Below are 22,807 nucleotides of genomic sequence, written 5' to 3'. Positions count from 1 at the left end.
TGTATCTATGTCCTCCGTCGTCTCGGAGGAGGATTGGGTGTTCCTGTCGTTTGTGGATCCCTCGTTGCTTCGGACGCACCTGGACGGCCACGGCGTGGACTCGGCCGGCGTGGTTCGGCTGCTCGAGTATCGAGCGATCCCGGCCGGGACACCGGTGTTCCTCGACGAGCTGACGATGCGGCCTGTCGAGCCGTTGTGCTCGTGGTTCCGACATCTGGTCTACGAGGAGAAGGACGCCAAGACGCTGCGCGAGTATGCCTACATCGTGCGGCGGTTCGTCCACTTCCTACGGTCCCGCGACCGGGCCCTGCTCGAAGCGACCGAATCCGACTTCAGGGCGTACCGCGTTCTGCGCACACAGGTGCAGGACAAGCCGGTCGGCGATGCGACGTGGGGGAAGGAGGCCCAGTTGCTCAACCAGCTCTACCGATGGCTGGTCGAGCACGGCTACCTGCGTCACCGACCGCTGCGGATGACCCATAGGGGACGCAATCCGCTGGCGCCCCGACTGCGGCGAGGCATGGATATTCGGCACATGAGCTTGCCGCAATACCGTTACTTCCGCGACGTCGGCTTGGGTGGGCAGCTGCCGGACTCGCAGGCCAGCACGGTGTTCCGTGGTCGAGCGCCGCTCCGTAGTCGGGCCGCCGCCGACTTGGCGCTGTGCACCGGGATGCGTCCGCAGGAGTGGTCGACGGTGTTGCTGCCCGAGCTCGGTGTCGGGCGGCGGCGACCGGGCGAATCTGTGGAGTTCCCGGTGCAGGCCTGCGCGAAGTATGGCAAGTACCGCGAGATCTACGTGCCTGCCGGAGCGTTGGACGCAGTGGACACCTTTCTGCTGGTGGAGCGTCCGGAACTGGTCGCCGCCTCATCGAAGTCCCTGGCGCGTCGACGCCGGGAGTTGTTCGTCGTCGACCACATCGATCACGAGGCCGGGACGCTGCGCGGTGTCCTGGACGGTCGGCGTCGGACGTTCGCGATGTCCGCGATGGGGCCGGAACTGCGGCGAATCACCGTGCGGGAGAATGAAGATGGTGTCGAGCCGCTGGCGGTGTTCGTCGGCCACGGCGGTCAGATGCTCGGCCCTTCATCCTGGTATCGGATCCGCTGCGACGCGTGGGCGCGGATGCGTGTTCATGCCGATGCTCCTGGCGCACCGTTGCTGCCGCGGCGGCGGTGGAGATGGCACGACACCAGGCATACGTTCGCTTTGCAGCTGCTGTCGTATCTGGAACAGCAGATGGACGGCGGCGAACCGGACGCGGTGGCGCGGCGTCGACGCCACATGTCCTACCTGGGTGGTCACATCAAGCACAACCCGTTGTTGATCGTCAGCCGGAGACTTGGACATTCGAGCCCGGCAACGACGTACGCCTATCTGGAATACAGCGACGATCCGATGAACGCGGTGGACGCCGCGTTCTCCGAGTGGACGGTGCAGGAAGGCGACACCTACGCCGATATCGCCCGCCACGTGCTCGTCGAGGGTGGTGAGCGCTGATGCCTCGCCGGGGCGACCACCAACACGACTTTCCTGGGGTCGCCGAGCCGGAGGCTCCGGTCGACCGGATCGGCATCCGTTTGGTGCGGGCACCGGACCGAACCGGCATACCGCGGGAGATCACGTTGGACCCTGCCGGGTTTCGGTGCGCCGCGTTGGCTGGGGAGCTGGCCGACGAGTGGGTCGACTACGCCGAGATCAGCAGGATCTCGGGCGGGTCGGCCGCCCTCGGCCGCCGAGCGATACGCAATTTCTGCACGAAAGTCGACTTCCTGCTCGCCGAGGACGCGCGCGAGGCCGGCCTGGCCAAACAGCACCCTGATATCGCGGCCGTGTTGGCCGAGTGGGAACGAACCCTTCCCGCCGACTACCGGGCGGGCTCGACGACGCCGTCCACCCTGGCGGCGATGGTGCGGGCACTGATCGCCCGTCGCGCACAACACGATCAGCGACCGGTGGCCCCGCATCTGCGTCGGCTGGTCGACGGCGAGGTCGGGGTGGCTGCGGGCAGCACGCAGGAAGTCGACGAGTTCTCCCGCAAGGACAAACGCGCCGTCGTCCGGGCGGCATGGGCCTGGGCGAATGAGCTGGACTCCCGTCTTTCCGAGGGGTGGGCGTGGGCCGCCCAGGGCCGCGACCCGGCCGAGCACGGTTGGACCAGCGTCGCCAATCTGCTCTGGGGACTGGCTCGTCAGCAGGTCAGCCCGCTCGACATCCGCGACAACCTTCCGGTGATCCATCGGTGGCCGCCCGAGCTGCGGGCCTGCATCGAACGCCCCGACAGGCCCGTCTTTCCGGCGCGGGCGAAGGGGATGCTCGTCCGATGGCTGGTGCGTCAGCTCTATCCCGGTCACCTCGACCTGCACGCCTACCGTGTGTTACTCGTGGCCGCCACCGGGCACACATCCGAGGAGGTCACCGCGTTGACCGGGGAGGATGCCGAGTTCCTGCCCTCGGGCGTTCGATTGACCCTTACCAAGCAGCGGGCTCAGAAGGTGCGGCACCGCACCTTCGGCACCGAGACTCTTCCGGAAACGACGGTCCGCGAGCCTGTCGACTTCACCGACCGGCCGCACCGAGAAATCGGCGCGATCATCCGGCGTCTCATGCACGTCACCGAGCAACTCCGGCTACGAGCACCGGACGAAGGACGACTGTTCCTGGCGGCATCGGTCACGGCCGACTACGAGCTGCGCATCGCGCGATGGGACTACAACCTTCCCCGGTCCCGCTTCGTGAACTGGCTGGCCGCCGCGGACGTGACGGTCGACGGGGCGCCCGACATTCGTCGACTGCGTAAATCCACGAAGGTGGAGAAGGCCATCGCCTTCGGTGGCCGCATCGCCGACACGGCCAACGACCACCACGAGGAGGTGTTCCGGGGCCACTACGCGCAGGGCACGACCCTGCGCGTGATGTCCGGCCAGGTGATCGCCACCGCCCAGGACCACTGGTTCACCAAGGCGTTGGAGGGACCGACCGTGCTGACCACCTCCACCGAGGTGCTCGATGCCCCCGATCAGGCGGAGACCTTGGGCCTGAGCACGCAGCAAGCCGAGGACATCCGCCGGGGCGCACTGGACATGGGACTGACCCAGTGCGCCGACCCCCACAACTCGCCCTACGGCCGGTCGGGAGAGCTTTGCCCGGTGGCGCCCCTGCGTTGTCTGGAATGCCGCAACGCCTGGATCCTGCCCAGCGACCTGCCCCAGCTTCTGCTGTTTGCCGACCACCTCGACCGGCTCCGGATGCGACTGTCCCCGCAGCACTTCGGCCAGCTATGGGGACAAACCCACACCAACCTCCACGCGGTCCTGGCCGACCGCACGGACGAGGAAAAGGCGTTGGCCCGCAAGCACATCGAGGCCGGTCAGGCCGCTCTGCATCTGCCACTGGTCGCGAACGTGGAGTTCGACAGTTGAGCATAGAACGATCGAGCCCCCGGTCCAGCACCACCTTCGACGCTGATGAACCCGTCATCCAGTCCCACCCCCTGCTCACCGCCGCGCAGGTCCCGCAGTTCGGCGAGACCCGGGAATGGAACCTCAACGGCGTCATCCGCCGACCCGCCCGGCTCTATGCGGCCGCCTGGACGCTGGTGTTCTCCGACGAATTAGCGGAGCCGTCGTGGAATCTGCTGGCGCGGGAACTGAGCATGGTCATGCTCAACCCGCGCCATCCGGCGGTCACCGCGGCGGGGCTGTCCCTGAAACCCACACCGGCGAACCCGTCCACGGTGATCAGCGAGTTGAGCCACCTCCGGCGGCTGGCCAGATGGGCTGAGGCGAACGGGCTGCCGCCGGAACTGGCCTCCTGGCAGGACAACGACCTCCGGCGCCTTGTCAGCGACTTGCGCAAGCAGCTGTCCGGCAGCAGCGTCAGGCACTACATCGGCACCTTGAAAATGCTGCACCAATACGGTCCCGCTCTCACCGGCGAAGGACTGCGCACCGACCCGTGGGCAGGCAAAAGTGCCCGCGAAGCATCGCAAACTTCTGGGGCCGCTGTCGTGTCCACTCCTGCGATTCCGCCGGAGCAATGGTTTCCGTTGATCCGTGCCGCCTGGACCTACGTCCACACCTTCGCTGCCGACATCCTGCGAGCGCACCAGCGTTACCAGGAGCTCGTCGGCAACGCGACGAAGAAGTTAACCGGTGACCAAGACGCGCGACTGACCAACTGGCTGGCCGACCCCGCCAACCCGATCCCTGTTCATGCCGGACCGCACGACGTCGGCCAGGATCGCGGTGAGGTGAACTGGTCGCTGCTGACGTTGATGCTTGGCTGGGATCACTCTTGCGTGGCAACCCTTTTCGGCCGTAACCGAGCCGCCGGCCGTCAGCGAATCGCCAGAGTCGAGGACGCTGTCGCGGCCGGCCACCGGACCACGACCGGGGTCATCGACGACCTCGCCCTGGTCCAGCGCGGCGACGGCACGAGCACCCCCTGGCATCGAGGGCTCGCCCCTCGCGCCATTGGGCTGGAACGTCGCATGCTGCGTAACGCCTGCTACGTGCTGGTCGTGGGTTTGTCGATGATGCGTGACTCGGAGATCCACGAAATCGCTCCCGGCTCGATCGTGGAGTACTACGGAACACCGGCCCTCAAGTCCACCAAGGGCAAACACGACCCCGATCTGCCGATCAAGCACTGGTGGATCACCGCACCGGTCGCTGAAGCCGTGGTCGTTGCCGAGCGGCTGTCCGAACGGCACGACCGGCTCTTCCCGCCCATGGTCCGCAAATCTGCTGATGTCTCGCGCAGCCACCAGATGCTGGAGGCATTCGCAGCCCACGTCAACACCACCCGCGCCGGGACCGGATTGCAGGAGATCCCGCCGGGCAAAACGCGACCGCACATGTTCAGGCGGACGATGGCGATGCTGACGGACCAGTTCCCCGGCAGCGAGATCGCCCTGGGCATCCAGCTCAAGCACATCGCGTCCAGGGCGCTGGCCAATCGCTCGACCCAGGGCTACGCCAACGCGGACAGCTCCTGGGCCGAGCATTTGGAGTCAGCTATCGAGGCGGCCAGGTTCCGACGAGTCGAGGACCTCTACCGAGCCCACAAGGCCGGGGAACCGATCGGCTACGGCCCCGGCGCCGAACGGATGACGCAAGCCTTCAGCGGCATTCAACAGACGGTGCAAGCTCGAGGTGGCGACGCGATCGTCGAACGGGCCATGCTGCGCAAAGCGCGGCTCTCCATCCGGTTCGGCGTTCTCAACCACTGCGTTATGGACGAGAACAACCCTGTCGGCGCGGCCTGTCTCGAAAACGCCGTCGTTCCCGACGGCCACAAGGGACCGCTACAGGACCGGTGCCGTCCGGACCGATGCGCCAACAGTGTCATCGGCCCCGAGCACGTGCCGATCTGGGCCTCGGAGCGCCAAACCCTGCTCACCCTCATCGACACACCAGGGCTGTCGGCCTGCCGCAAAGCCGTGCTGCAGCGCGAGTTGGGCGATATCGACACTGTCATCCGCAAAACTCAAACGGACAAGGAGCAAGAGTGACCACCATCCCCGAGGCTGCAGAGGCGGCCCAGCCCGAGGATGGAGTGTCTGCCGACACCGCCAAACGCCTGCGCGAGGCCATGGAACGGCTGATGGCCGGGCGGCCGCAGCGCACCGACGGAAGGTTGATCAAGGACAACCTCTGGAAAGAGGCCGACGTCAGCCGCGCCACCATGAACCGGGCCACCCAGATCATGTCCGAATGGGACGCTCGCGTCGCCGCCTGCAACGGATTCACGCCGGGTGAGGCCCGCAAGAACGACGAAATCACCACCTTGCGCGCCGCCCTCGCCGCCAAGACCCGCGAATGCACCCAACTGTCCCATCGACTCGACGCCGCGGCTACCGCGATCGCCGCCCTGCATCACGACAACACACTGCTACGCAAAGAACTCGACCACCGCGGTCAACTCGTCGCCCTCGACGCTCACCGCAGCCACCCCTGACACCGAGCCATTCAGCCGATAGGCGTCGTCTCACGAGCCAGGTCGGCGCAGCGATCCGACCGCCGGCACGTTCCCCTCACTGATCAGCCTCGACGCCAGACTCCGGTGTCTCATGAGACATACGGATTCTGGAGAACACGTGTACCGAGAACCTACCCGGATTGACTCGGGCGCAACGGGATCTTAACCGTGCCTATCCTCGGCCCACGCCGGCGGCAATCGGAAACTCTCGGCTACGCCCGCAGCTGCCACCGGCGATCGAACTCCGTCGCACACTCTCGGCACGACAACGGAACACTCGATCCGCGGCGAAGCGCCGGGTCCTCGACGCGATGCCGAAAGCTCAGTACACGGTGCTGGCGTCGTTGACGTCGGATCCGAAGACCTGGCGGGAGACGAACAACGCCCTCTCTGCGGTGGCCGGCGACGCTGTCGAGCTCGACGATGCTCGCCGTAAGCAGGTTCAACGAGTGGACCGGGCCATCCAACGATACGAACGCGAATCCGGACGAGGTCATCTCGTGTATACCTCGGTGAGCATCCCCAACGCGGTCGTGAACCCGTCAGATCTGCCCTCGACGCTATCGCCAGGGACGGTCCTGTCCTTCGACCGGTTCACTGCAGCAACCCATTCGCTGCACGAGCTGGACTCCACCACTCGGCCCACCGATGTCGTCTTCGAGATCCAGACCGAACGGGGCATGTACTACGGGCAATCTTCCCGCGTAGACAACTCGCACCATCTGCTGCCACGGGGAATGCAGCTTCAGGTGATGGGGGCTCATTTTGTGCCGTACGAGCGGCCCGGACAGCCACCGGGGGAGCGCCTGGTCGTCCAACTCGTCGATCACGAGACGCCATGACAAGTCGAGGCGGGGCGTTCGAGACAGAGTCAACTCACCGGAAGGAAAACACAGTCATGACTGCGGACAAGCCGCGCCACCGGCGCCCCGACCTGACCTTTCATCCCGATATCTTCGCTGCGCCCGCGCAATTCAGAGTGGTGAAAGCCGCGCCACACGACGATGCGGATCCGACCGCGGACACACCGCAAGGGAATCAAAGCTCCGGCACCGACGCTCAGACCGGACGACGAGATGACAAGGGGCTGTGAGCAGAAAGAAAAGTCGGAGGCCACCTACAAGATGGTGTGCCTCCGACTCACCCGGTGCATTCTCAGTACCCACACCCTATTTGATCTTCCGCATCCGGTCCAATTCTCCACGCGCTATTGGCCGATGTGGATGACCGACTGGGTTGCCCGGTTGTGAGTTCGGTCGAGTTGTACAGGCCCATCTCTACTGTCGGTGATCGCACGACACCTTGCGGTCATCGAGACAGTACTTCCGCCCTTGGCCGCCACACCCTCGGTTAGGAGACATCATGGATTTCGCATCGATCATCGTCGGCGTCGCGGTGGCCGGCGCATCAGCTGCCCAGGGCGGCGGAGTGGACCCTGCGATCACCGACAGCGTCACGGCGGTCGCACAGGAACTACCGCCAGCTCTCGCCCAGTATGTCCCGGACCCGCAGCCCTATCTCGACGACGCGGCCCGGGCAGTAGAACAGGCGCAGGAGCAGTTGCCCGCCGAGTGGCAAGCCGAGATCGAGAACGCCGTTCCACCGGAAGTCCAGGATGCCGCTGAGGGGGCCAGGGAACAGCTTCCGCCCGAGGCGCAGGGTCTGATTCCCGAGGTGGTCCTGCCCGCCCCTGGTCCGGAGCCCGGGCCCGCCAGCGGTGTCACCGACGCAGTAGGACCCGCAGCTCAGACACCGTCATCGGCTCCGCCGCAGGAGACGAATCCGTTAGTTCTGCCTCCTGTCGTCAGCGGAGCACCCACCACTGCTGCCGGCATCCCCTCCCTGACAGGAATGCTCGCCCCGACCGCAGTCAGCGATCTGACCTTCGATCCCCGCTTTCCCCGCAACCTGGAGTTCGCGCGTGCGGTCATCGAAGCGGCGATGCGTGTGATCGGATTGCCCTACCAATGGGGCGGAGGCCTTCTCACCGGACCGTCGATGGGCGACGGCACGGGAGGAGCTATTGCTGGCTACGACTGCTCTGGGCTCACTCGCTTCGCCTACTTCATTGGTACCGGCGGCACGAAGGTCTTGCCGCGAACCTCTCAGGAACAGTTCCGGGCAGGCCAGCGGATCAGCATGGACCAAGTCCAGCCCGGTGACCTGCTGTTCGGGAACTGGCAGGCAGACGGCGCCAACCACGTCGCGATCTACCTCGGTGGCGGAAGAATGCTTGAAGCACCGCAGACCGGTCAGCGCGTCCAGATCAGCGCCGTGCGCTCGGACATGGTTCCCGCCCGCTTCCTGTGACCTCAGCCGACCATCGGGGACAGTGCCCTGCGCTTGATCCCGAAGCGGAACAATACGATCGCCACTATAGACCCAGACCGGCAACAAGTCGTGTCGCGACGTGCGGCACGACCGCAGAGACGAAGGAGACAGTGCCACATGACCATTACGCCAGCAGCCCACAAGAAGGCAATCGAGGCCGCACGAAAGAATGCGGAAGCACTGGCGCAGAAAGCAATCGAAACACGAGTCGCACTTGTCGGAGCCATCGGTGAAGCAGTGGAAGAGCTTGCCGCGCTCGATTCCGCACGCGAGGCAGCTGTAGACGCAATCAGGACGGCCCACGAGAACGCGATCGAAGGCGGATGGACGGCCAAAGAGCTCGCAGCCATGGGTTACACCGCCCCGAAGAAGCGGAAGAACACCTCCAGCAAGGCCGCGCGTAGTGGCGCCGGCAAGGACGCGACTGAGACGACCGACGTCGCAGATGCTGCTACACCGCAGGAAGGCGATCAGCCGCCAAACGCCGACGGGCAGATCTCCAGCGAGCGCGAACCTGAGCATTCCTACAGCTAGGAAGCTGTCCGGTGGTGTGGCCCGAGGGCTACCAGGAACTTCGCCGGGCTGGCATGGGGGCCGGAGTCAGAGCCACATGTCAGAGGGTGCCGTCACGATGATCATGAGAAGGAGGGTGGCATGACCAGTACACAGACGTCTCCGCAGCAGTGGGCACGGGGCATGCTCGTCCCCGGCCGGGCAGTGGTTCTGGACGTTGAATCGACCAATTTGGACGGCAGCATCATCGAGATCTGCGTTTTGGACGCGGCCACGGGCAATCCACTGCTCGATACCCTGGTCGATCCCGGCGAGGTTCCGATCCACCCGGACGCCTATGCCGTGCATGGAATTGCCCCGGCCGATCTGATTGGCGCACCCGGCTGGTCTACGGTCCACCAGGCGCTGATTGCGGTGACCACTGGGCGAGTGACGCTCAGCTACCACAGTGAGTTCGACAAGGGTCGCGTTCTCCATGATTGTGCTCGGCACGGTCTCGACCCTGCGCACCTCGCCGACCCCGGGATGTGGGGATGCATCATGCGGATGCGATCGCACGCCGAGGGCACCGAGAAGAGCATTCGGCTCGATGGCGGACACCGAGCCCGCAGCGACGCTGCGGCCGCCCGCACCGTCCTGCTCGGCATCGCGGAGGGCACCTCGGCGCCATCCCCCACCGTGGACCCCGCCACTACCTCCCACTTGCCGGCGTAGTCCACCGTGCCGCACGTTCGAGGCGGGTCCGGTAGCAGTCTCCTTGTGGGTCTGCTCTCTCAGCTGGTGTCCTTGCTGGGATCCTGGTTGTGATTTACCCTGGGATCTGGAGGTGGTTCGTGATGACCGCAGCACATCCCCGGCCGGATCTGGAGGCGTACAACCAGGCCGCCCGTATGTCCCAGCCCGAGCTGGTCACCGCGTTGCGGGAGCTGCTGGGCGCGAAGCTGGTCGCCTATCTGGGGCGGGTCAAGGAGACCCGTGCAGTGCGCCAGTGGGCAGAGGGCACACGGACGATCGGTAGCGACTCGGATGTGGAACGGCTGCGGATCGCGTACCGGGCGGCACGGCTGATCACCGCCCGCGACACCCCGGCGGTGGCGCAGGCCTGGTTTCAGGGTTTGAATCCGATCCTCGACGACCGCGCCCCCGCCTTGTTGCTGCGCGAGGGGGAACTCGCCGATGTCGGCCCGCAGGTCCTCGCCGCGGCCCGGCAGTTCGCCGCCGTCGGATGACCCAGGTCGACCATGCCCTCGTCGCCACGGCGCAAGGGTCGGTGTGGTGCGCCCACCGATATGGGTGCGAGGTCTATCGGGTCGGGTTCGCGCCGTCGCCGTGGGAATGGACACCGTGGGTGTACGCCACCGACGGCCGGTTCACCGGCCGGTGGGACGACCCGGACGGTGTGTGGCGCACCCTCTATGTGGGTGCCAGCCGATTGGCCTGCTACCTGGAGGTCCTCGCCTACGCCCGGCCGAGCGCGCAGGTGATCGCAGATCTGGACGAGATCGTCGTCGACGACGAGGATGCCGCCGCATTCCCCACTGTCGAACCCGGCCGAGTTCCACGGTCGTGGTGCGTGCCTCGCATGGCCGCCCACGGCGCGCTGACGGGGTGGTTCGCGGTCCCCGGGCATCCGGAGACGCTGGCCACGCTGCGTGTCGGGTTTCGGTCGGCCGCGATCCGGCACGGACTCGATGATCTCGACGGCGCCGCGATTCGGGACGGCCGACCACGGGCGTTGACGCAGGCAATCTCCAAGTGGATCAACACCCTTGGCGGTCCGGACGGATATCCGATCACCGGAGTCGAGTTCGACTCGCGGCACGGTGACGGGCTGCGGTTGTGGGCAGTCTACGAGCGACCGGGTGACCCGGTGGTCAGCGCCCATGTCACCGCACTGGATCAGATGCCGGTGGCACCCGACGACGGTGACCTTGTCCAGGCGATGCGTCTGCTCGGACTCGAATGGGACGACACATGAGTTCCCCTTGTGGGATCACGAGATCCTCCGCAGCGTCGCGGTGGAAACCACAGTCGCGACATTGGTTGTGGCTGGGTCGGCGGAGGTCCACAAGCGACGCGACACCGCGCTAACTTCTCTCTTGTCGCGGTCCCGTGATACCCGCTCGCCATCAGACGAATTCGCGGATCCGGGGGAGGACCTGGGCGAGTTCTTCGAAGAGGGTCGGCCATCCGCGGCGCAGGCGGGTGATACGGCCGTGTTCGAGGAAGGCGCCGTCGAGCATGTGGGAGACCCGTAGGTGTTGTTCGGGGGTGCCGAGTCGGCGGAGTTTGTCGTAGATGGGGTTCACCGGTAGCTGGTGGTGGGCGATGTAGGCCCAGATCTCGTCGACGCTCCAGTCCCATACGGGCCCGAAGACACGGGTTCCGTCGGCTCGGTCGATGAGGCCGCCGTGGTGTCGGCGTTGCTCGGTGGTGTTGGTGCAGCAGCCGTCGCAGTCGCGTGTGACGTGGCTGCGCAGTGCGTTGTAGTAGAGCGACCAGCGTCCGGTGCCCTTCGGGGATTCGTCGGCGCGTACGCCCCAGATTTCTCCTGGCCCGTGTGCCGCGTGCGCCGCACGGGAGGGTGCACCGATGAGGATGTCGCGCAGTTTCTGGCTCGTGGCTCGGGTGGGCTGTTGGTGGTCCCATTCTCCGGACTGGGCGAGGACGGTTAGCAGTGGGGGGTCGGCTCGGTGGGGTTCGAGGTTGACGTTCCAGGTGTCGGCGAGTGCGGTGATGTAGGTGTAGGTCTCGGGGTATTCGAGGCCGGAGTCGAAGAACACGACGGGGATGTTCGGTTCGACCTGCAGGGTGAGGTGGAGTGCGACGAGTGAGTCCTTGCCGCCGGAGAAGGCGAGGTAGCCGTCGTGGTCGTCGAGGTGCCCGGCGATGCGCCCGGAGAGGACCCCGAGGTCGCGGCGGGGCCGGCGCAGTGCCCGGAGGGTGTTCAGGTCCAGGCCGTCGGGTTCGGGCTTGCCCGCCACACGTCCTCCTCACGGTGTCCGGTCGATACTTGAGATCTCGCAGCTTCTGTCACACAGTGTCCGCCCGGCGGATCTTCCTCCAGTCGTAGGGGCGTTTGAAGTCGCCTGGGCATGTGAGGAGTGTGGTGTGGGGAAGCTGTGCGAGGTGGCCGGCCGGCGGGACGTCGTCGCCGCGGCATTCGCGTCGACGAAGACGCCCGAGGTAGTCGAGCCGGCGAGGGTGGGGCGGTGTGCGAGATGCGCGGCGTCCCCGGTTCCGGTGGAGGCGGTGACCAAGGTGGTCTCCCGAACGTTCACGGGTTACGACTGCTGGAAAGCGCCAGCGGAGGGTGGGCTGTGCACGTCCTGCGCCTGGGCTTACCAGTACCCGGATCTGCGCAGAAGCATGCATGTGGTCACCACCCGACCAGCAATGAGGGCAGTGACCGCGGCGGATCTCGAACGGATCTTGTCGCGGCCACTTGATCCGGATACCGCCGTGGTGGTGCCCTTGCGGCCTGGCCGAAAGCACATCCTGCCGCACGCGCGGTGGGGCGGGATTGCGGTCGAGGAAACGTGCCTGCCCTGGACGTCGCGTGATGTCGCGGCGGTGACAGCGATGCGCCGACTGCGGACGCTGGGGTTCGGTGCCCGCATGCTCGCCGAGCCTGGGGCCCCGTATCCGGTGCTCGCCACGATCGCCCCCAGGCGGTGGCCGGCGGTCTTCGCGGACTGGGACCGTCTCGCCCCGTACCGCCAGATCGGGCAGTGGTGGGAGCTCTCGCTGCGAGCCACCCTGTCGGCGAGTGCGAAAGGAACGAAATGACCAGCCCGACCGATCGATGGCTCGCGGCCGCACCGGCGGGGCTGCCGCCGCTCGAGGGTCCGGCGTCGACGGCCGAACGCCTCCTGCTGTTGCTGCACTACGGGATCGACTGGGATTCGGGATGGGTCGGCCGGCGACGGGAAACGTACTGGACCCAGCACCTGCCGAACCGTGTTCGGGTCGCCACCTATATCGGTGGCGGCGATCTCGACCGGTGGTGGTCGGTGGTCTCCCGGTCCCTCGAATCGGAACCGACGAACACCGATCAACGGCTGGAGCTTGCGACGTTGCTGCGTGAGGAGTCCGAGCCGGTGCTGACGTTGCTACGTGAGCGTCCCACCTCGTACGTGTTGCGCACACGGATCGTCGCCGAAGCCGTGGCCGCGGCTCGCACTTCGGGAAGGAAGAAATGATGAGGTCGACGGTGCGCTGGGATGTCGAGCTGACCGCGCTGTCCTCGATCTCCCAGAAGGGAGAGGACTCCGGAACGACGACGACACTGTTCCGGCGCGAGCCGGTGATCCAGCCGGACGGCAAGCCGGTGCTGGTGCCGATCGTGTCCGGAAACTCCCTGCGCGGCGGGTTGCGCAGGATCGCCGAGGAGCTGTTCCGCGATGTCATCGGCTATGAACAGCAGATCCCACTCTCGGCCGCGCACGCGCTACGCAACGGCGGCTCTCTGACGAAGGTCACCGGCGACGGTCTGACCGGGCGCCGGCGGCAGCAACTACGGGAGCTGGTTCCCCCAATTGGGGTGTTCGGCGGCAACGGCGGAGGTCAGCCACCGATCGATGGCTGCCTGAAGGTGGGCAAGGTCATCCCGCGGGTGCGTGAGACCGAGACGATCATGACCCGGGCATATGACGGCCGGCTGATGAGTCAATTCGAGTTGGTCTCCCTGGAGAGCTACAGCCGATTCGACGACACCGACACCCGGACGTTCCCCGAATTCTCCGCGGTGAGCGGAGAAGGCAAAGATGCCAGTTCGTCGATACTGATGCGATTCGAGGTCGAAACACTTCCTGCGGGAACCCGTTTCGAAACCTTCTTGCGGCTGGACCGGGCCACCCCACTCGAAATCTCGTTCTTCACCGATGTGTGGGGCAGATTCGCGCGTGACGGATTCCTCGGAGGGCGCAGCGCGATAGGTCACGGGCGGGTCCGCGCCGAATCGGATCGGGTGGTGTTGGCCGGCCCGGACCCGCAGTCAGTGGACTGGCGCGTCGAACTCGCACCACTGCGCGATGAAGTCATCGAAGCATTGTGCTGGCTGACATGACGGGCACCGAAGAGATGGCACCGTTCGTTGTCCGGGCGCACCTGTCGTCGGGACTGGCGCACGCGACGCCGTGGGGAATCAGTCTCGACGGGATCCTCGCCGCCGAACTGTGGGCCGATCACAAGGCCAAAGAACTCGACCGTGGCGAGTATGTGCCGGCGCTGACACCCGAGAGCACCCCGCCCGACCTCGAGCTGCCACTGGCGCGGTGCGAGCTCGCCGGCGAGGACTGGCATTGGTGCGCGACGTGCTCGTTCCCCGAGGACCCGGCCGGTGATCCCGTGGTGCGGCACTGGGCGTCGCGGGCCGATCACCGCGGGCTCGAGCAACTCAGTCACACGCTGCCGGCGGTGATCTCGGATCGACAGGGCCGCTACCGGGCTCGTTACATGCCCCTGATGATCACCAGCACTCGCACGGTCACCTGGCGCGGAGTCGGAGATCTCGACGCCGTCGCCACGATTTTGGGTGGCCTGGATGTCATCGGCAAGAAACGGGCCCATGGTGAGGGCCGGGTCCTGCGGTGGGAGTTCGAACACTGCCCCGCCGCCGACCGGTGGGCGTCGGCGCACCTGCATAGCGACGGCACTCTCGGGCGCACCACACCACCGGCCTGTGTACCCGATCGACTCGAACCGGAATCGGCCGGCTTCGGGTTGGCCGGTCTGCGGCCGCCGTACATGCACCCGTCCCGAATGCGGCAACTCCACCTACCTCGATGAGCCGCCGCGGGGTGCGGCTCGCCGACTATTCGGAACGCGGGAGGTCGGGCACAGCGACCGGTTCGGGCAACGTCCAGCGAGCAAGTGGGGTATTCGATCCGTTCTGAGGATAGAGCGCGACCTCGGTGATCGACACCTCGTCGGTCAGCTTGTCTCCGATTCCGGGGAAAAGGATGAGGCCTTCGGCGTGGCCGTCGAGGGCGTTGTTCCCCATCGCGGTGGGGATGTTGCCCCAGGAATTATCGCCGGTGATGGTTTGTCCGCTGAGTGTGCGGACCTTCCAGTTGGTCGATGTCGCGTTCAGGGTTCCGGAGTCGACGTCGAGCACGATCGGGAACAACAGTATCCGCGGCGATCCCATGGAGGTCTTTTCGATCAGCTGGGGCTCTTTCACCTCGATGCGGGCGGTGATGTCGGCGGCGGTAATAGTCTGAGCGGTTCCGCCGATGGTGTCCGAGTTATCCGACGAGATCGTGGTCCGGTTGGTTGCTGCGGTCGTGGTCGTAGATCCAGTGGTGGTCATCGCCGCTGAGGTAGCGGCCTGACCAGCGGGAGTGGCCTGTTCGTCGCCATTGCCGCACCCGGACAGGGTCAGCCCCAGTGCGGTGCAGGCAGTCACAGCAGCAATCGTGGTTCTGCGAATGATCATCGTTCATTCCCCATTTCTCCCCTGGCTGACTCGCCCTGTGAACAGGGTTGTCGTCAGCCTCCATGTGCGTGCCGGTAGTGGCGCGGACGACGCCATCGAGAGTAGCGGTGCGGGTACGGTGTTCCGGTCACGGGCGTCGCGGAATGGGTTGGTGTGGACTGTGACCGGCCGAGTACAAGGTCAGAGCGGCGTCTCCACCTGCCCTGATGCGTAGTTGATGGTTCGTCGAACAACGTTCATTACGCGATGTCACTCACCACATACGCCGCGGATCCTCCCCCGTGACAACAACTCGCACTTCGCCGGAGAGGCCACCACGGTATGACACACAACCCAATCGGACTGGCCCCGGATTCGTCGCTAGAACCTGGTGGGTGTCCCGGAGGTGCGCGTTCGTGTGGAGCTGTCCAGGTCAGTCGTTACCGTCCGCCTCACCGAGACACCATCTGTGAGAAAGGGAGATGAGCGAAATGACCGATACCGACACACGGCCCAGGATGACGTTGGACGCTCCGGAGTGGCGAGACTTCGCGCTCTGCCGAGTGACCGACCCGGAAGCATTCTTCCCCGAAACGGGGGAGAACGGCCGCCCCGCAAAGCGGGTGTGCGCTGGGTGCGAAGTTCGTGAGGCCTGCCTCGCTGAGGCGCTCGCCCACGATGAGCGGTTCGGGATCTGGGGTGGGCTGACCGCGGCCGAGCGCCGCAAGCGATACCCGAAGCGTCGCCGGTGACGGGTTTGCCGGAGCCGAAGACGCGGTGGGCGCCGAGCATCCCGCTGCTGCTCGCGCGCGCATGACGAGCGGGACTGTGGATGTCGCCGACGCAGCCGGAGCCGGAGGCTGATGGGACCTGTTGTATGGAGAACCGGCGAATGGGGGGAGCGATGAGTGACGTGTCTATCTTCGGCGTGGCATTGGCCTGCGGTGTAGGTGTTCTGGGGATGGTGGTCGCCTTGTTCGGGGGAGCGGAGCCGAACCGGACGTGCCGAGGTGTAGTCGGCGGACACACCGAAGCGTGTGACGCTCGGTGGTCTTGACCAGAGTCGCTCGGGTCGTTGCCCGTCACGTTGGTGGTGTCGGTGCTCAATCGAATGTGGGCAGGGTTGGTGTATCCAGCATGGCCGTGGACCCGAGCGGGGCCGGTTGTAGGAGGTTCGCCGCGATGACATTCCCGGACGCATCGCCACCGGGGGAAGGCCCAATCACTCCTCGCCTTGGCCCGAGCGACACGCCGTGCCACGCCCGATGCGGAATCAGTTCGCTATGATTCAGCGGTGCCGCTGGCGGCGCCGCTGATACTGCACAACCCAATTCATCGGTGACACGGCCCTTCCGTCCGCGCTACGGTCATTGCATGCGTGATCTCCTCGAACAGTCCGTCCGTTACCTCGAAGCCCTCTCCGACGCCGCCGTGGACGCGGCGCCCTCCACAGACGTCTCGTTCGTGGCTGAGTTCGCCGAAGCCCTCCGCGAGTGTGCAGAGGCCGTCAAGGCAGCTCGCGAGGACCTGATCGACATCGGTCGCCCGATCAACCCTGTCTACTCGCACCCCGGCGACGGGGACACGCGGGAAGAACTCGCGTCGCGACTGATCGCGCACCTCTTCACCGAGTAGTCCGCTCCCTGTCGAGTCGCCACCGAGGGCCTACTCGGCGAGGCCAAGAACGCGGATGGTGGAGTCAGGAGGACCACCCATGTCACGGGCACCTCGTGGGGGCGTTGCTGGGACCAGTAACGATGGGAGTGATGCGACGTCATCAGAGCGGGTGCCGGGGCGCGGAGCAGCCCAATGTTAGCCCGGAACCCGTCGTGAGTGGTCTCCACCAGCCAGACTTTCGCTGTTTCGGTCGGTGCGGAAGGCGCGGGCCTCGCCGAGTGTGTCCACTGCGAAGGCAGATTGGAAACGAGACGGTGCGGTCGGAAAGTCCGCCCCGACGCACGTCCTTGCATATCAGCTCGATCAGATGATCTGTGACTTGAAACTGAGCGTCCGCGTTGACGAAGTTGACCCCCGTGTGCAGCAACATCATCGGGAAACGGTACGCCGAGATGCTCTTGCTGCGCTGTCAATTCGACGTCGTCGAAGCGGGTGAGCCCGAGCGGCAGTACCTCGTGAGGGGTCCCTCTTCATTCGACGGTGTAGAAGTGCAGCGACATCTCTGAAAACCTTTCTGGCTGTGGTTGATAGTCGGACTCACCATTGTCAAAATTGCGTCCACCAGGAGGGAGGTGCTTGTGGCCAAGGAGTCGCGGGTCCTGCCTGCAAGGACTAGGAGCGACCGGCAGCAGAGACTTGGTTGCGCCAACCCCCGGTCACGACGCGAAGAACATGCGGTGGATGGTCACCGTGTCTTCGGGACCGTACGTGTGCGCCGCAAGCGTGGGGTCTGCGAAGCAGATGGTGAACTCGTGGTGGACCTTTACGATGTCGTGGTCCTCCGAGCGTTTGGCGACGATATGACTCTGACGCCACGTTCGACCGTCGTCCGTGGTGTCGACCTCCACTAGAAGTGGTGCTTCGTCGGTGCTCGAGAAGTCGAGTAGATCGGACACGGTGAGCGTCGCCGACAGAATGCGAGTCGGAGACTCCTGGATCCGGGGGAACATGGGTGAGTGCTTTCGATTCAGGTTGGTGAAGTTACTCAGACGTACCGGCGGCGCGGCGGAGGGCAACCACCTCGGCTTCGAGGGCGACGATCGCGTGGAACATCGCCTCGGACACAGCATTGCTGTCCTTGCCGAACGTCTCGGCAGCCTGCCAGATGCGGGCGCTGTGCTCACCGCTGGGGCGGGGGATCTTGAAACCATGACTACTGAACGCCTGCGCTTCAGGACTGGTGCGCTGAATCAGATTCATGAGCGGCAGCGTAGACCGCACCCCCGACAAACTCTCCTCTTTAGATCAGGTCCCGATCGACCGGCTCGTCCGGGGCCATGGCGGAGAACGGGATCGTGCCGCGGCCGGCGATGTTTGATCCCTCCGCGGGCCCGCAGACGATCTTTCCGGCGCGGTGCCGGGCGGGCGGTCGTCCCGCGTCCCCGGCACAGGGTGCGCCGGGGACGCGGGACGAGCACAGAACCCCTATTTGTGCAGGTCAGGCCGTATACTTGAGGAGTCTAATTCGGTAGCGAGACTGACCAACTCGCTCGATTCTGGAGGATTTTCTGTGGCTGATTTGGCGACTGCTGTGACGGTGTTGGATGCGAATGGGCGGGCCGGTGTTCCGTCGTTGTTGATCTCGGGTCCGGGTATGGGTAAGTCGAGTCTGGTGCGGGGGTTGGCGGCGTCGGACGGGGTGCTGTGCGAGACGGTCCTCGGGTCGTTGCGGGAACCGGCCGACTTCGCTGGCCTGCCGGTGGTGCGTGAGCACGGGGTGACGTTGGAGGCTCCGGACTGGGCGAAGCGCATCCACGCCGAGGGTGGTGGCTATCTGTTTCTGGACGAGTTGACGACGAGTCCGCCTGCGGTGCAGGCGGCGATGCTCGCGGTCGCGTTGGACCTGAAGGTCGGTGATCTGCAATTGCCGAAGGGAACGCGGGTGATTGCGGGTGCGAATCCTCCCGATTGTGCTGCCGGTGGGTACGAACTGGAAGCGCCATTGGCGAATCGGTTCTGCCATGTGGAGTTCACTCCGTCTGTTGATGAGTGGTTGGACGGTATGGCGACAGGGTGGGCCACGCCGCCCGCCTCGCGTGCGGTTGCGACCGACGAACAGCGCGTGGCGCTGGTGCGTAGTTCGATCACCGGGTATGTCCAGCGCAACCCGGAAGCGTTGGACGCGTTCCCGTCGTCGGCGGCGCAGACCGGGGGAGCGTGGCCGTCGCGGCGCACGTGGGCGATGCTGGCGGCGGTGTTGCCGCATCTGCGCGACGACGACAACGCGGCGATCAATGCGGCGGTGTTCGGGCTGATCGGTGAGGGGACCGGTGTCGAGTTCCTGGAATGGCGCAGGAATGCCGATCTGCCCGACCCGGTGGCGGTGATCGAGAATCCGGAAACGGCGTTCGACTGGCAGTCTCGTCCGGACCTGGTGTGGGCAGTTCTGTCGGGTGTGACGGCGTGGGCTGCGGGGCGGGGCACTGTCGAGGCGTGGCGCAGCGCGTGGGGGCCGCTGATCGCGGCGGCGGAAGCGGGTGCACCTGATGTGGCGGGCGCTGCGGCGCGGACGTTGGCGAAGGCGCGGCCCGCCAAGGCTGTGGTTCCGGCTGCGGCGCGGCGGTTCTCCCCGGTGTTGGTGGCTGCGGGTTTGGTCGGTGAGGCGGCGTGAGCGCGGTGCGGGTACTCGACCAGGACGAGTTGCGCGCGTTTCGGTTGGCCCGGTTGGTCTCTGCCGAACAGATGCCGTACTTCATGCGGGCGTTGTTCGCGGCCCGGCCGGTGGCTGCGCCGGGGCTGGGCACGTTCGCGGTGGATGCGCAGTGGCGGGTGTATCTCGATCCGGCGTTGCTGGTCGGTGCGAACGCGTGGCCGGTCCCGGTGGCGGGTGCGGTCCTGTTGCACGAGGTTGGGCACTTGCTGCGGGCACATGCCGCGCGTGCGGAGTTCTTGCCGAAGCCGGTCGCGCACTTGGCGTGGAACTACGCCGCCGATGCGGAAATCAACGATGACCTTCTCGCGGCCGGTGTCGGACTGCCCGAAGGGGTGATCACCCCGGAGTCGTTCGGGTGCGCATCGGGAGGCATTGCGGAGGACTACTACCCGAACTTGGTAGATCCGTCTGCCTCTCCATCTTCGAACGCAGACGGTGATGGTGATCCGGGGTGCGGGTCCGGTGCGGGGTGTCCTGCTGTGCCCGGAGAGTTGGGTGCGGCGGGGGATGAGGTCACCGAAGGTCTCGACGGCGCGGAGGCCGACCTGGTTCGGCGGTATGTCGCGCAGGCCGTTCGTGAGTCTTCGGGACAGGGGCGGGGGAGCGCCCCGGCAGGGTTGGTGCGGTGGGCCGGTGAGGTACTGGCACCGCCGACGGTGGCATGGGATCGGTTGTGGCGTGCGGTGATTCGGCGCGTCGTGGCGGATGCGGCGGGGCGGACGAACTACACGTATTCGCGACCCTCGCGGCGCGGGATTCCGGGCATAGTCGCTCCGGCGATGCGCGGCCCGTCGATCACGGTCTCGATTGTGGTCGACACGTCGGGATCGATGTCGGCAGACGATCTGGATGCGGCGATGAGTGAGGTTGCCGGGGTGCTGCGGGCTGGCGGTGTGGCACGGGATCGGGTGCGGATTCTGGCCTGTGATGCGTCGAGCACCACGGCGCAGCCGGTTCGGTCCATCGCGGACGTGACACTGATCGGCGGCGGCGGCACCGATATGCGGGTGGGTATCGAGGCGGCCAATGCTGCGCGTCCGCAGCCGCATGTGGTGATCGTCCTGACGGATGGGGATACGCCGTGGCCGGATCGCCCGTCGCGGTCGCATCTGGTGTGCGCGGTGATCGGCAGTGACGCGGCTGCGGGGCGTACACCGTCGTGGGCGTCGACGGTGTGCGTGCCGGTCGGCGCGGGAGTTCGTGCATGAGCGCGGCAGGAAACGGCGACCTCGTCCGCTACGCCGACCGGGTGTTGGCCGGTACCGGGATCACCGCCCACCAGGTCGCGGTGGTAGTGGCGGGTAAGGCGACCGATGCGGCGGCGGCGGCTCTGCGCGCCGGTTGGCGCTGTGCCGCGAATCCGGTGCATTTGGGGAGCGGCGAGGAGTGGGGAGCGGCATGAGCGTGGAATGGTTCGACCTCGCTCAGCGGCTCTATGCCGCCGAAACCCGGTCGCCGGTCGCCTCGGCTCACGCACACCACGTTCGCGGCGTCCACGGCGGCGCTGGCGGTGCGTGCGGTGGCACGTGGTGGCAGCGTCACCGTGGCAGTGGCCGGGTTCGAGGGCCGCGAGGAACGGGCCCGCGACGTGGATGCCCTGGGACTGCTGGCCGCACACGGCGGCACCATCGTGGGGCGCTGCGACCCGGCACCGTTGCTCACCGACGACACCGGCACCCTGCCCGCCCTGCTGACGCTGGCGCGGGCGCGGGCACACCACCCGGACCCGCAGGTGGCCGGTGCTGCGGCCATGGTGGCGTGGTGGGCGGATCGGGCAGACCATCCCGGCACGTCGGCGGTGGTAAATCTGGTGGCCGCGTCGTCGGCGCGGTACGTGCTCGGCACCACCCCGGAGGCCGAACGATCAGCGACCACGTGGCGGCAGTGGCTGCGCATCTCCGATGACAGCGTCATCGGCTTGCATGAGTGGGCCGCGAAGATCAGCGGCGGACCGCTGCTGCCACTACTGGAGCCAATCCACGAGGACGACCGCTATTCGTGGGACCGCGCGCTCTCGGCAGCGACAGCCGGGCATGACTGGTCGCGTCCGGACAACACCGCCAGCGCCGCCATGGGACTGCGCACCCGATGCGATGCCGCCGACTTGAAAGCTGCCGCCCTACTCGATGATCCGCTCTGGCGGCAACGCGCAGTCCACACCGGGCACGTGGCGGTCGGGGTGGCATCGGTGACCCCGCCGCCGATCCGGTCGCGTCGGCGCAACGCATCGCTGTCGGTGACCTGTGAGCGGCTCGATTCACGGTTACGCGTCGGATCCGAGGTCACCGGCTGGATGGGCACCCCAGCGGACAAGCCCTTCGAGCGGTTCTTTGTCGAGGTCACCTCGGCACACGTCGTAGAGGGAAAGTTGGTCCTCGGTCTCGGCTCGGTCGGCGCACACGCCCCCGCACCGGGAGCAAGGGTGTGCTTGATGCCCGGGCCGCCGTCACCGCAGACGATGCGCGCGGGTCGGGGCCGATACTGGCGGCTCTACCGTGCCCGCCGTTCCTGGCTCTCCACCGGCCACACACCGGTCGCTGCGCGGCGTGAGGTTCCCCTCGACGTGCTGATCGCGGGCGCAGAGGACTAGCCCCGGCGGCCTGCACCACAACCGGAAAAACTCCTGCTTCACATCACCTTTCGTGAAAGGTCGCATCGTCATGCGCATCCTCGCCCCCCGCCCCGATATCCCCAACCCGACACCCTCGAGCGCACCGGCACCCAGGCCGACCCCGCCGTCGCTCACGCAGTGGCCGGGATCGCAGATCATGTCCGATCCGATCACCGCACGCGTGCTGTTCTCGGTGTGGTCCGGTGATCCCGCCGTCGTCGTCCCGTCGCCACCCGGTGCGGGCAAGACCCGACTGGTCGCCCTTCTCGCGGCAGCATTGGCACACCGTGCGGATCTGCGCGTCGGCATCGCGGCCCAGACCCGCGAACAGGCAGTGGAGATTGCGCGGCGCCTGGGCACCCTCACCGATCGCGCCGCACTGATGTGGAAAGCGAAACCGCCGAAACCCGACAGCGGGCAGACGCCAGCGGTGTCGGGGCAGAAGGTGCGGTGGCCCGGTGAGGTGGGCGCGATCCTGATCGGCACGACCGCCCGATGGCTGTTCTCGGACCCCGACCGGGTCGGTGCCGACGTGCTGATCGTCGACTTTACTTCTCGCCCGTGCGGCGTGGTGCACGTGTGTTCCGAGGTCGATAGGGGACCGTGGCACGCACAGTGTCC

General features: G+C 66.4%; 25 protein-coding genes and 1 pseudogene. 22 read left to right on the top strand and 4 right to left on the bottom strand.

The window, feature by feature from the left end; genetic code table 11:
- The first annotated feature begins 37 nt into the window (after window positions 1-37).
- From ACH49N_RS31430 to ACH49N_RS31380, 11 genes are all read left to right on the top strand, one after another.
- The gene (locus ACH49N_RS31430; protein WP_317840488.1) at window positions 38-1,501 is read left to right on the top strand and encodes a site-specific integrase; all 1,464 of its coding nucleotides are present in this window, start codon (window positions 38-40) and stop codon (window positions 1,499-1,501) included.
- On the top strand, window positions 1,501-3,423 hold the full coding sequence (locus ACH49N_RS31425) for a hypothetical protein (protein ID WP_358276624.1): 1,923 nt from the start codon (window positions 1,501-1,503) through the stop codon (window positions 3,421-3,423). Before ACH49N_RS31430 ends, ACH49N_RS31425 begins: the two co-directional genes overlap by 1 nt.
- The gene (locus ACH49N_RS31420) at window positions 3,420-5,516 is read left to right on the top strand and encodes a hypothetical protein (protein WP_358276625.1); all 2,097 of its coding nucleotides are present in this window, start codon (window positions 3,420-3,422) and stop codon (window positions 5,514-5,516) included. Before ACH49N_RS31425 ends, ACH49N_RS31420 begins: the two co-directional genes overlap by 4 nt.
- The gene (locus ACH49N_RS31415; RefSeq protein WP_317840485.1) at window positions 5,513-5,962 is read left to right on the top strand and encodes a hypothetical protein; all 450 of its coding nucleotides are present in this window, start codon (window positions 5,513-5,515) and stop codon (window positions 5,960-5,962) included. Before ACH49N_RS31420 ends, ACH49N_RS31415 begins: the two co-directional genes overlap by 4 nt.
- 332 nt (window positions 5,963-6,294) lie before the next feature.
- The gene (locus tag ACH49N_RS31410) at window positions 6,295-6,825 is read left to right on the top strand and encodes a hypothetical protein (protein ID WP_358276626.1); all 531 of its coding nucleotides are present in this window, start codon (window positions 6,295-6,297) and stop codon (window positions 6,823-6,825) included.
- A 56-nt stretch (window positions 6,826-6,881) separates the two neighbouring features.
- Window positions 6,882-7,076, top strand: a complete 195-nt coding sequence (locus ACH49N_RS31405) for a hypothetical protein (protein ID WP_358276627.1) — start codon at window positions 6,882-6,884, stop codon at window positions 7,074-7,076.
- A 269-nt stretch (window positions 7,077-7,345) separates the two neighbouring features.
- Complete coding sequence (locus ACH49N_RS31400; RefSeq protein WP_358276628.1) at window positions 7,346-8,293, top strand: NlpC/P60 family protein; 948 nt, start codon at window positions 7,346-7,348, stop codon at window positions 8,291-8,293.
- Window positions 8,294-8,431: 138 nt separating this feature from the next.
- Window positions 8,432-8,848 (top strand): hypothetical protein, encoded by a 417-nt coding sequence (locus ACH49N_RS31395; RefSeq protein WP_358276629.1) that lies wholly within the window; start codon window positions 8,432-8,434, stop codon window positions 8,846-8,848.
- 120 nt (window positions 8,849-8,968) lie between these two features.
- Window positions 8,969-9,541: a 3'-5' exonuclease gene (locus ACH49N_RS31390; protein WP_358276630.1), complete on the top strand. Its 573-nt coding sequence runs from the start codon at window positions 8,969-8,971 to the stop codon at window positions 9,539-9,541.
- Window positions 9,542-9,663: 122 nt separating this feature from the next.
- Complete coding sequence (locus tag ACH49N_RS31385) at window positions 9,664-10,056, top strand: hypothetical protein (RefSeq protein ID WP_007299950.1); 393 nt, start codon at window positions 9,664-9,666, stop codon at window positions 10,054-10,056.
- Window positions 10,053-10,805, top strand: coding sequence for an RES domain-containing protein (locus ACH49N_RS31380; protein ID WP_358276631.1), 753 nt, complete (start codon window positions 10,053-10,055; stop codon window positions 10,803-10,805). The genes ACH49N_RS31385 and ACH49N_RS31380 overlap by 4 nt, the downstream gene beginning before the upstream one ends.
- A gap of 151 nt (window positions 10,806-10,956) precedes the next feature.
- Here ACH49N_RS31380 and ACH49N_RS31375 read toward each other — a convergent pair whose 3' ends face one another.
- The gene (locus ACH49N_RS31375; RefSeq protein WP_358276632.1) at window positions 10,957-11,811 is read right to left on the bottom strand and encodes a phosphoadenosine phosphosulfate reductase family protein; all 855 of its coding nucleotides are present in this window, start codon (window positions 11,809-11,811) and stop codon (window positions 10,957-10,959) included.
- Window positions 11,812-11,938: 127 nt separating this feature from the next.
- Here ACH49N_RS31375 and ACH49N_RS31370 point away from each other — a divergent pair, with 127 nt between their 5' ends.
- Genes ACH49N_RS31370 through ACH49N_RS31355 form a run of 4 tightly spaced genes read left to right on the top strand, consistent with a single transcriptional unit; the run spans window position 11,939 to window position 14,617 of the window.
- Window positions 11,939-12,616, top strand: a complete 678-nt coding sequence (locus tag ACH49N_RS31370) for a hypothetical protein (RefSeq protein WP_358276633.1) — start codon at window positions 11,939-11,941, stop codon at window positions 12,614-12,616.
- Entirely contained in the window at window positions 12,613-13,029 is a 417-nt protein-coding gene (locus ACH49N_RS31365; protein WP_054248682.1) for a hypothetical protein, read from the top strand. The genes ACH49N_RS31370 and ACH49N_RS31365 overlap by 4 nt, the downstream gene beginning before the upstream one ends.
- Window positions 13,026-13,895 carry an RAMP superfamily CRISPR-associated protein gene (locus ACH49N_RS31360; protein WP_358276634.1) on the top strand — a complete coding sequence of 290 codons (870 nt, stop codon included), beginning with the start codon at window positions 13,026-13,028 and terminating at the stop codon, window positions 13,893-13,895. Before ACH49N_RS31365 ends, ACH49N_RS31360 begins: the two co-directional genes overlap by 4 nt.
- Complete coding sequence (locus ACH49N_RS31355) at window positions 13,892-14,617, top strand: hypothetical protein (protein WP_358276635.1); 726 nt, start codon at window positions 13,892-13,894, stop codon at window positions 14,615-14,617. The genes ACH49N_RS31360 and ACH49N_RS31355 overlap by 4 nt, the downstream gene beginning before the upstream one ends.
- Window positions 14,618-14,642: 25 nt before the next feature.
- Here the strand turns inward: ACH49N_RS31355 and ACH49N_RS31350 are convergent, their stop codons facing one another.
- Complete coding sequence (locus tag ACH49N_RS31350; protein ID WP_358276636.1) at window positions 14,643-15,266, bottom strand: hypothetical protein; 624 nt, start codon at window positions 15,264-15,266, stop codon at window positions 14,643-14,645.
- 461 nt (window positions 15,267-15,727) lie between these two features.
- Between ACH49N_RS31350 and ACH49N_RS31345 the strand changes: the two genes are divergently transcribed.
- Entirely contained in the window at window positions 15,728-15,997 is a 270-nt protein-coding gene (locus tag ACH49N_RS31345) for a WhiB family transcriptional regulator (RefSeq protein ID WP_358276637.1), read from the top strand.
- 622 nt (window positions 15,998-16,619) lie between these two features.
- Window positions 16,620-16,880, top strand: a complete 261-nt coding sequence (locus tag ACH49N_RS31340) for a hypothetical protein (protein ID WP_358276638.1) — start codon at window positions 16,620-16,622, stop codon at window positions 16,878-16,880.
- A gap of 698 nt (window positions 16,881-17,578) precedes the next feature.
- On the opposite strand, the gene ACH49N_RS31335 is transcribed toward ACH49N_RS31340, so the two are convergent.
- Window positions 17,579-17,872 carry a hypothetical protein gene (locus tag ACH49N_RS31335; RefSeq protein WP_358276639.1) on the bottom strand — a complete coding sequence of 98 codons (294 nt, stop codon included), beginning with the start codon at window positions 17,870-17,872 and terminating at the stop codon, window positions 17,579-17,581.
- A 31-nt stretch (window positions 17,873-17,903) separates the two neighbouring features.
- Window positions 17,904-18,122 (bottom strand): hypothetical protein, encoded by a 219-nt coding sequence (locus ACH49N_RS31330; RefSeq protein WP_358276640.1) that lies wholly within the window; start codon window positions 18,120-18,122, stop codon window positions 17,904-17,906.
- Between the two features lie 310 nt (window positions 18,123-18,432).
- Between ACH49N_RS31330 and ACH49N_RS31325 the strand changes: the two genes are divergently transcribed.
- The 5 genes and pseudogenes from ACH49N_RS31325 to ACH49N_RS31305 all read left to right on the top strand — a co-directional run.
- Entirely contained in the window at window positions 18,433-19,533 is a 1,101-nt protein-coding gene (locus ACH49N_RS31325) for an AAA family ATPase (protein ID WP_358276641.1), read from the top strand.
- Window positions 19,530-20,783 (top strand): VWA-like domain-containing protein, encoded by a 1,254-nt coding sequence (locus tag ACH49N_RS31320; protein WP_358276642.1) that lies wholly within the window; start codon window positions 19,530-19,532, stop codon window positions 20,781-20,783. The genes ACH49N_RS31325 and ACH49N_RS31320 overlap by 4 nt, the downstream gene beginning before the upstream one ends.
- On the top strand, window positions 20,780-20,977 hold the full coding sequence (locus ACH49N_RS31315) for a hypothetical protein (protein ID WP_358276643.1): 198 nt from the start codon (window positions 20,780-20,782) through the stop codon (window positions 20,975-20,977). Before ACH49N_RS31320 ends, ACH49N_RS31315 begins: the two co-directional genes overlap by 4 nt.
- A gap of 33 nt (window positions 20,978-21,010) precedes the next feature.
- A complete protein-coding gene (locus ACH49N_RS31310; RefSeq protein WP_358276644.1) occupies window positions 21,011-22,165 on the top strand; it encodes a hypothetical protein in 1,155 nt (384 codons plus the stop codon).
- Between the two features lie 70 nt (window positions 22,166-22,235).
- Window positions 22,236-22,807, top strand: a pseudogene (locus ACH49N_RS31305) (hypothetical protein); the annotation flags it as partial.

Source organism: Rhodococcus sp. NPDC019647 (assembly GCF_044389235.1).
Taxonomy (GTDB): Bacteria; Actinomycetota; Actinomycetes; order Mycobacteriales; family Mycobacteriaceae; genus Rhodococcus_F; species Rhodococcus_F oxybenzonivorans.
Note: the sequence above shows the minus strand (reverse complement) of the source record. Positions and strands in the feature narration are given on the sequence as shown.

Excerpts from the sequence above, each read along its gene's own strand:
- ACH49N_RS31360 (WP_358276634.1), top strand. The coding sequence starts at position 13,026 with ATGATGAGGTCGACGGTGCGCTGGGATGTCGAGCTGACCGCGCTGTCC.
- ACH49N_RS31365 (WP_054248682.1), top strand. The coding sequence starts at position 12,613 with ATGACCAGCCCGACCGATCGATGGCTCGCGGCCGCACCGGCGGGGCTG.
- ACH49N_RS31340 (WP_358276638.1), top strand. The coding sequence starts at position 16,620 with ATGCGTGATCTCCTCGAACAGTCCGTCCGTTACCTCGAAGCCCTCTCC.
- ACH49N_RS31380 (WP_358276631.1), top strand. The coding sequence starts at position 10,053 with ATGACCCAGGTCGACCATGCCCTCGTCGCCACGGCGCAAGGGTCGGTG.
- ACH49N_RS31330 (WP_358276640.1), bottom strand. The coding sequence starts at position 18,122 with ATGAATCTGATTCAGCGCACCAGTCCTGAAGCGCAGGCGTTCAGTAGT.
- ACH49N_RS31405 (WP_358276627.1), top strand. The coding sequence starts at position 6,882 with ATGACTGCGGACAAGCCGCGCCACCGGCGCCCCGACCTGACCTTTCAT.
- ACH49N_RS31355 (WP_358276635.1), top strand. The coding sequence starts at position 13,892 with ATGACGGGCACCGAAGAGATGGCACCGTTCGTTGTCCGGGCGCACCTG.
- ACH49N_RS31395 (WP_358276629.1), top strand. The coding sequence starts at position 8,432 with ATGACCATTACGCCAGCAGCCCACAAGAAGGCAATCGAGGCCGCACGA.
- ACH49N_RS31425 (WP_358276624.1), top strand. The coding sequence starts at position 1,501 with ATGCCTCGCCGGGGCGACCACCAACACGACTTTCCTGGGGTCGCCGAG.
- ACH49N_RS31400 (WP_358276628.1), top strand. The coding sequence starts at position 7,346 with ATGGATTTCGCATCGATCATCGTCGGCGTCGCGGTGGCCGGCGCATCA.
- ACH49N_RS31315 (WP_358276643.1), top strand. The coding sequence starts at position 20,780 with ATGAGCGCGGCAGGAAACGGCGACCTCGTCCGCTACGCCGACCGGGTG.
- ACH49N_RS31335 (WP_358276639.1), bottom strand. The coding sequence starts at position 17,872 with ATGTTCCCCCGGATCCAGGAGTCTCCGACTCGCATTCTGTCGGCGACG.
- ACH49N_RS31410 (WP_358276626.1), top strand. The coding sequence starts at position 6,295 with ATGCCGAAAGCTCAGTACACGGTGCTGGCGTCGTTGACGTCGGATCCG.
- ACH49N_RS31385 (WP_007299950.1), top strand. The coding sequence starts at position 9,664 with ATGACCGCAGCACATCCCCGGCCGGATCTGGAGGCGTACAACCAGGCC.
- ACH49N_RS31345 (WP_358276637.1), top strand. The coding sequence starts at position 15,728 with ATGAGCGAAATGACCGATACCGACACACGGCCCAGGATGACGTTGGAC.
- ACH49N_RS31310 (WP_358276644.1), top strand. The coding sequence starts at position 21,011 with ATGCCGCCGAAACCCGGTCGCCGGTCGCCTCGGCTCACGCACACCACG.
- ACH49N_RS31390 (WP_358276630.1), top strand. The coding sequence starts at position 8,969 with ATGACCAGTACACAGACGTCTCCGCAGCAGTGGGCACGGGGCATGCTC.
- ACH49N_RS31350 (WP_358276636.1), bottom strand. The coding sequence starts at position 15,266 with ATGATCATTCGCAGAACCACGATTGCTGCTGTGACTGCCTGCACCGCA.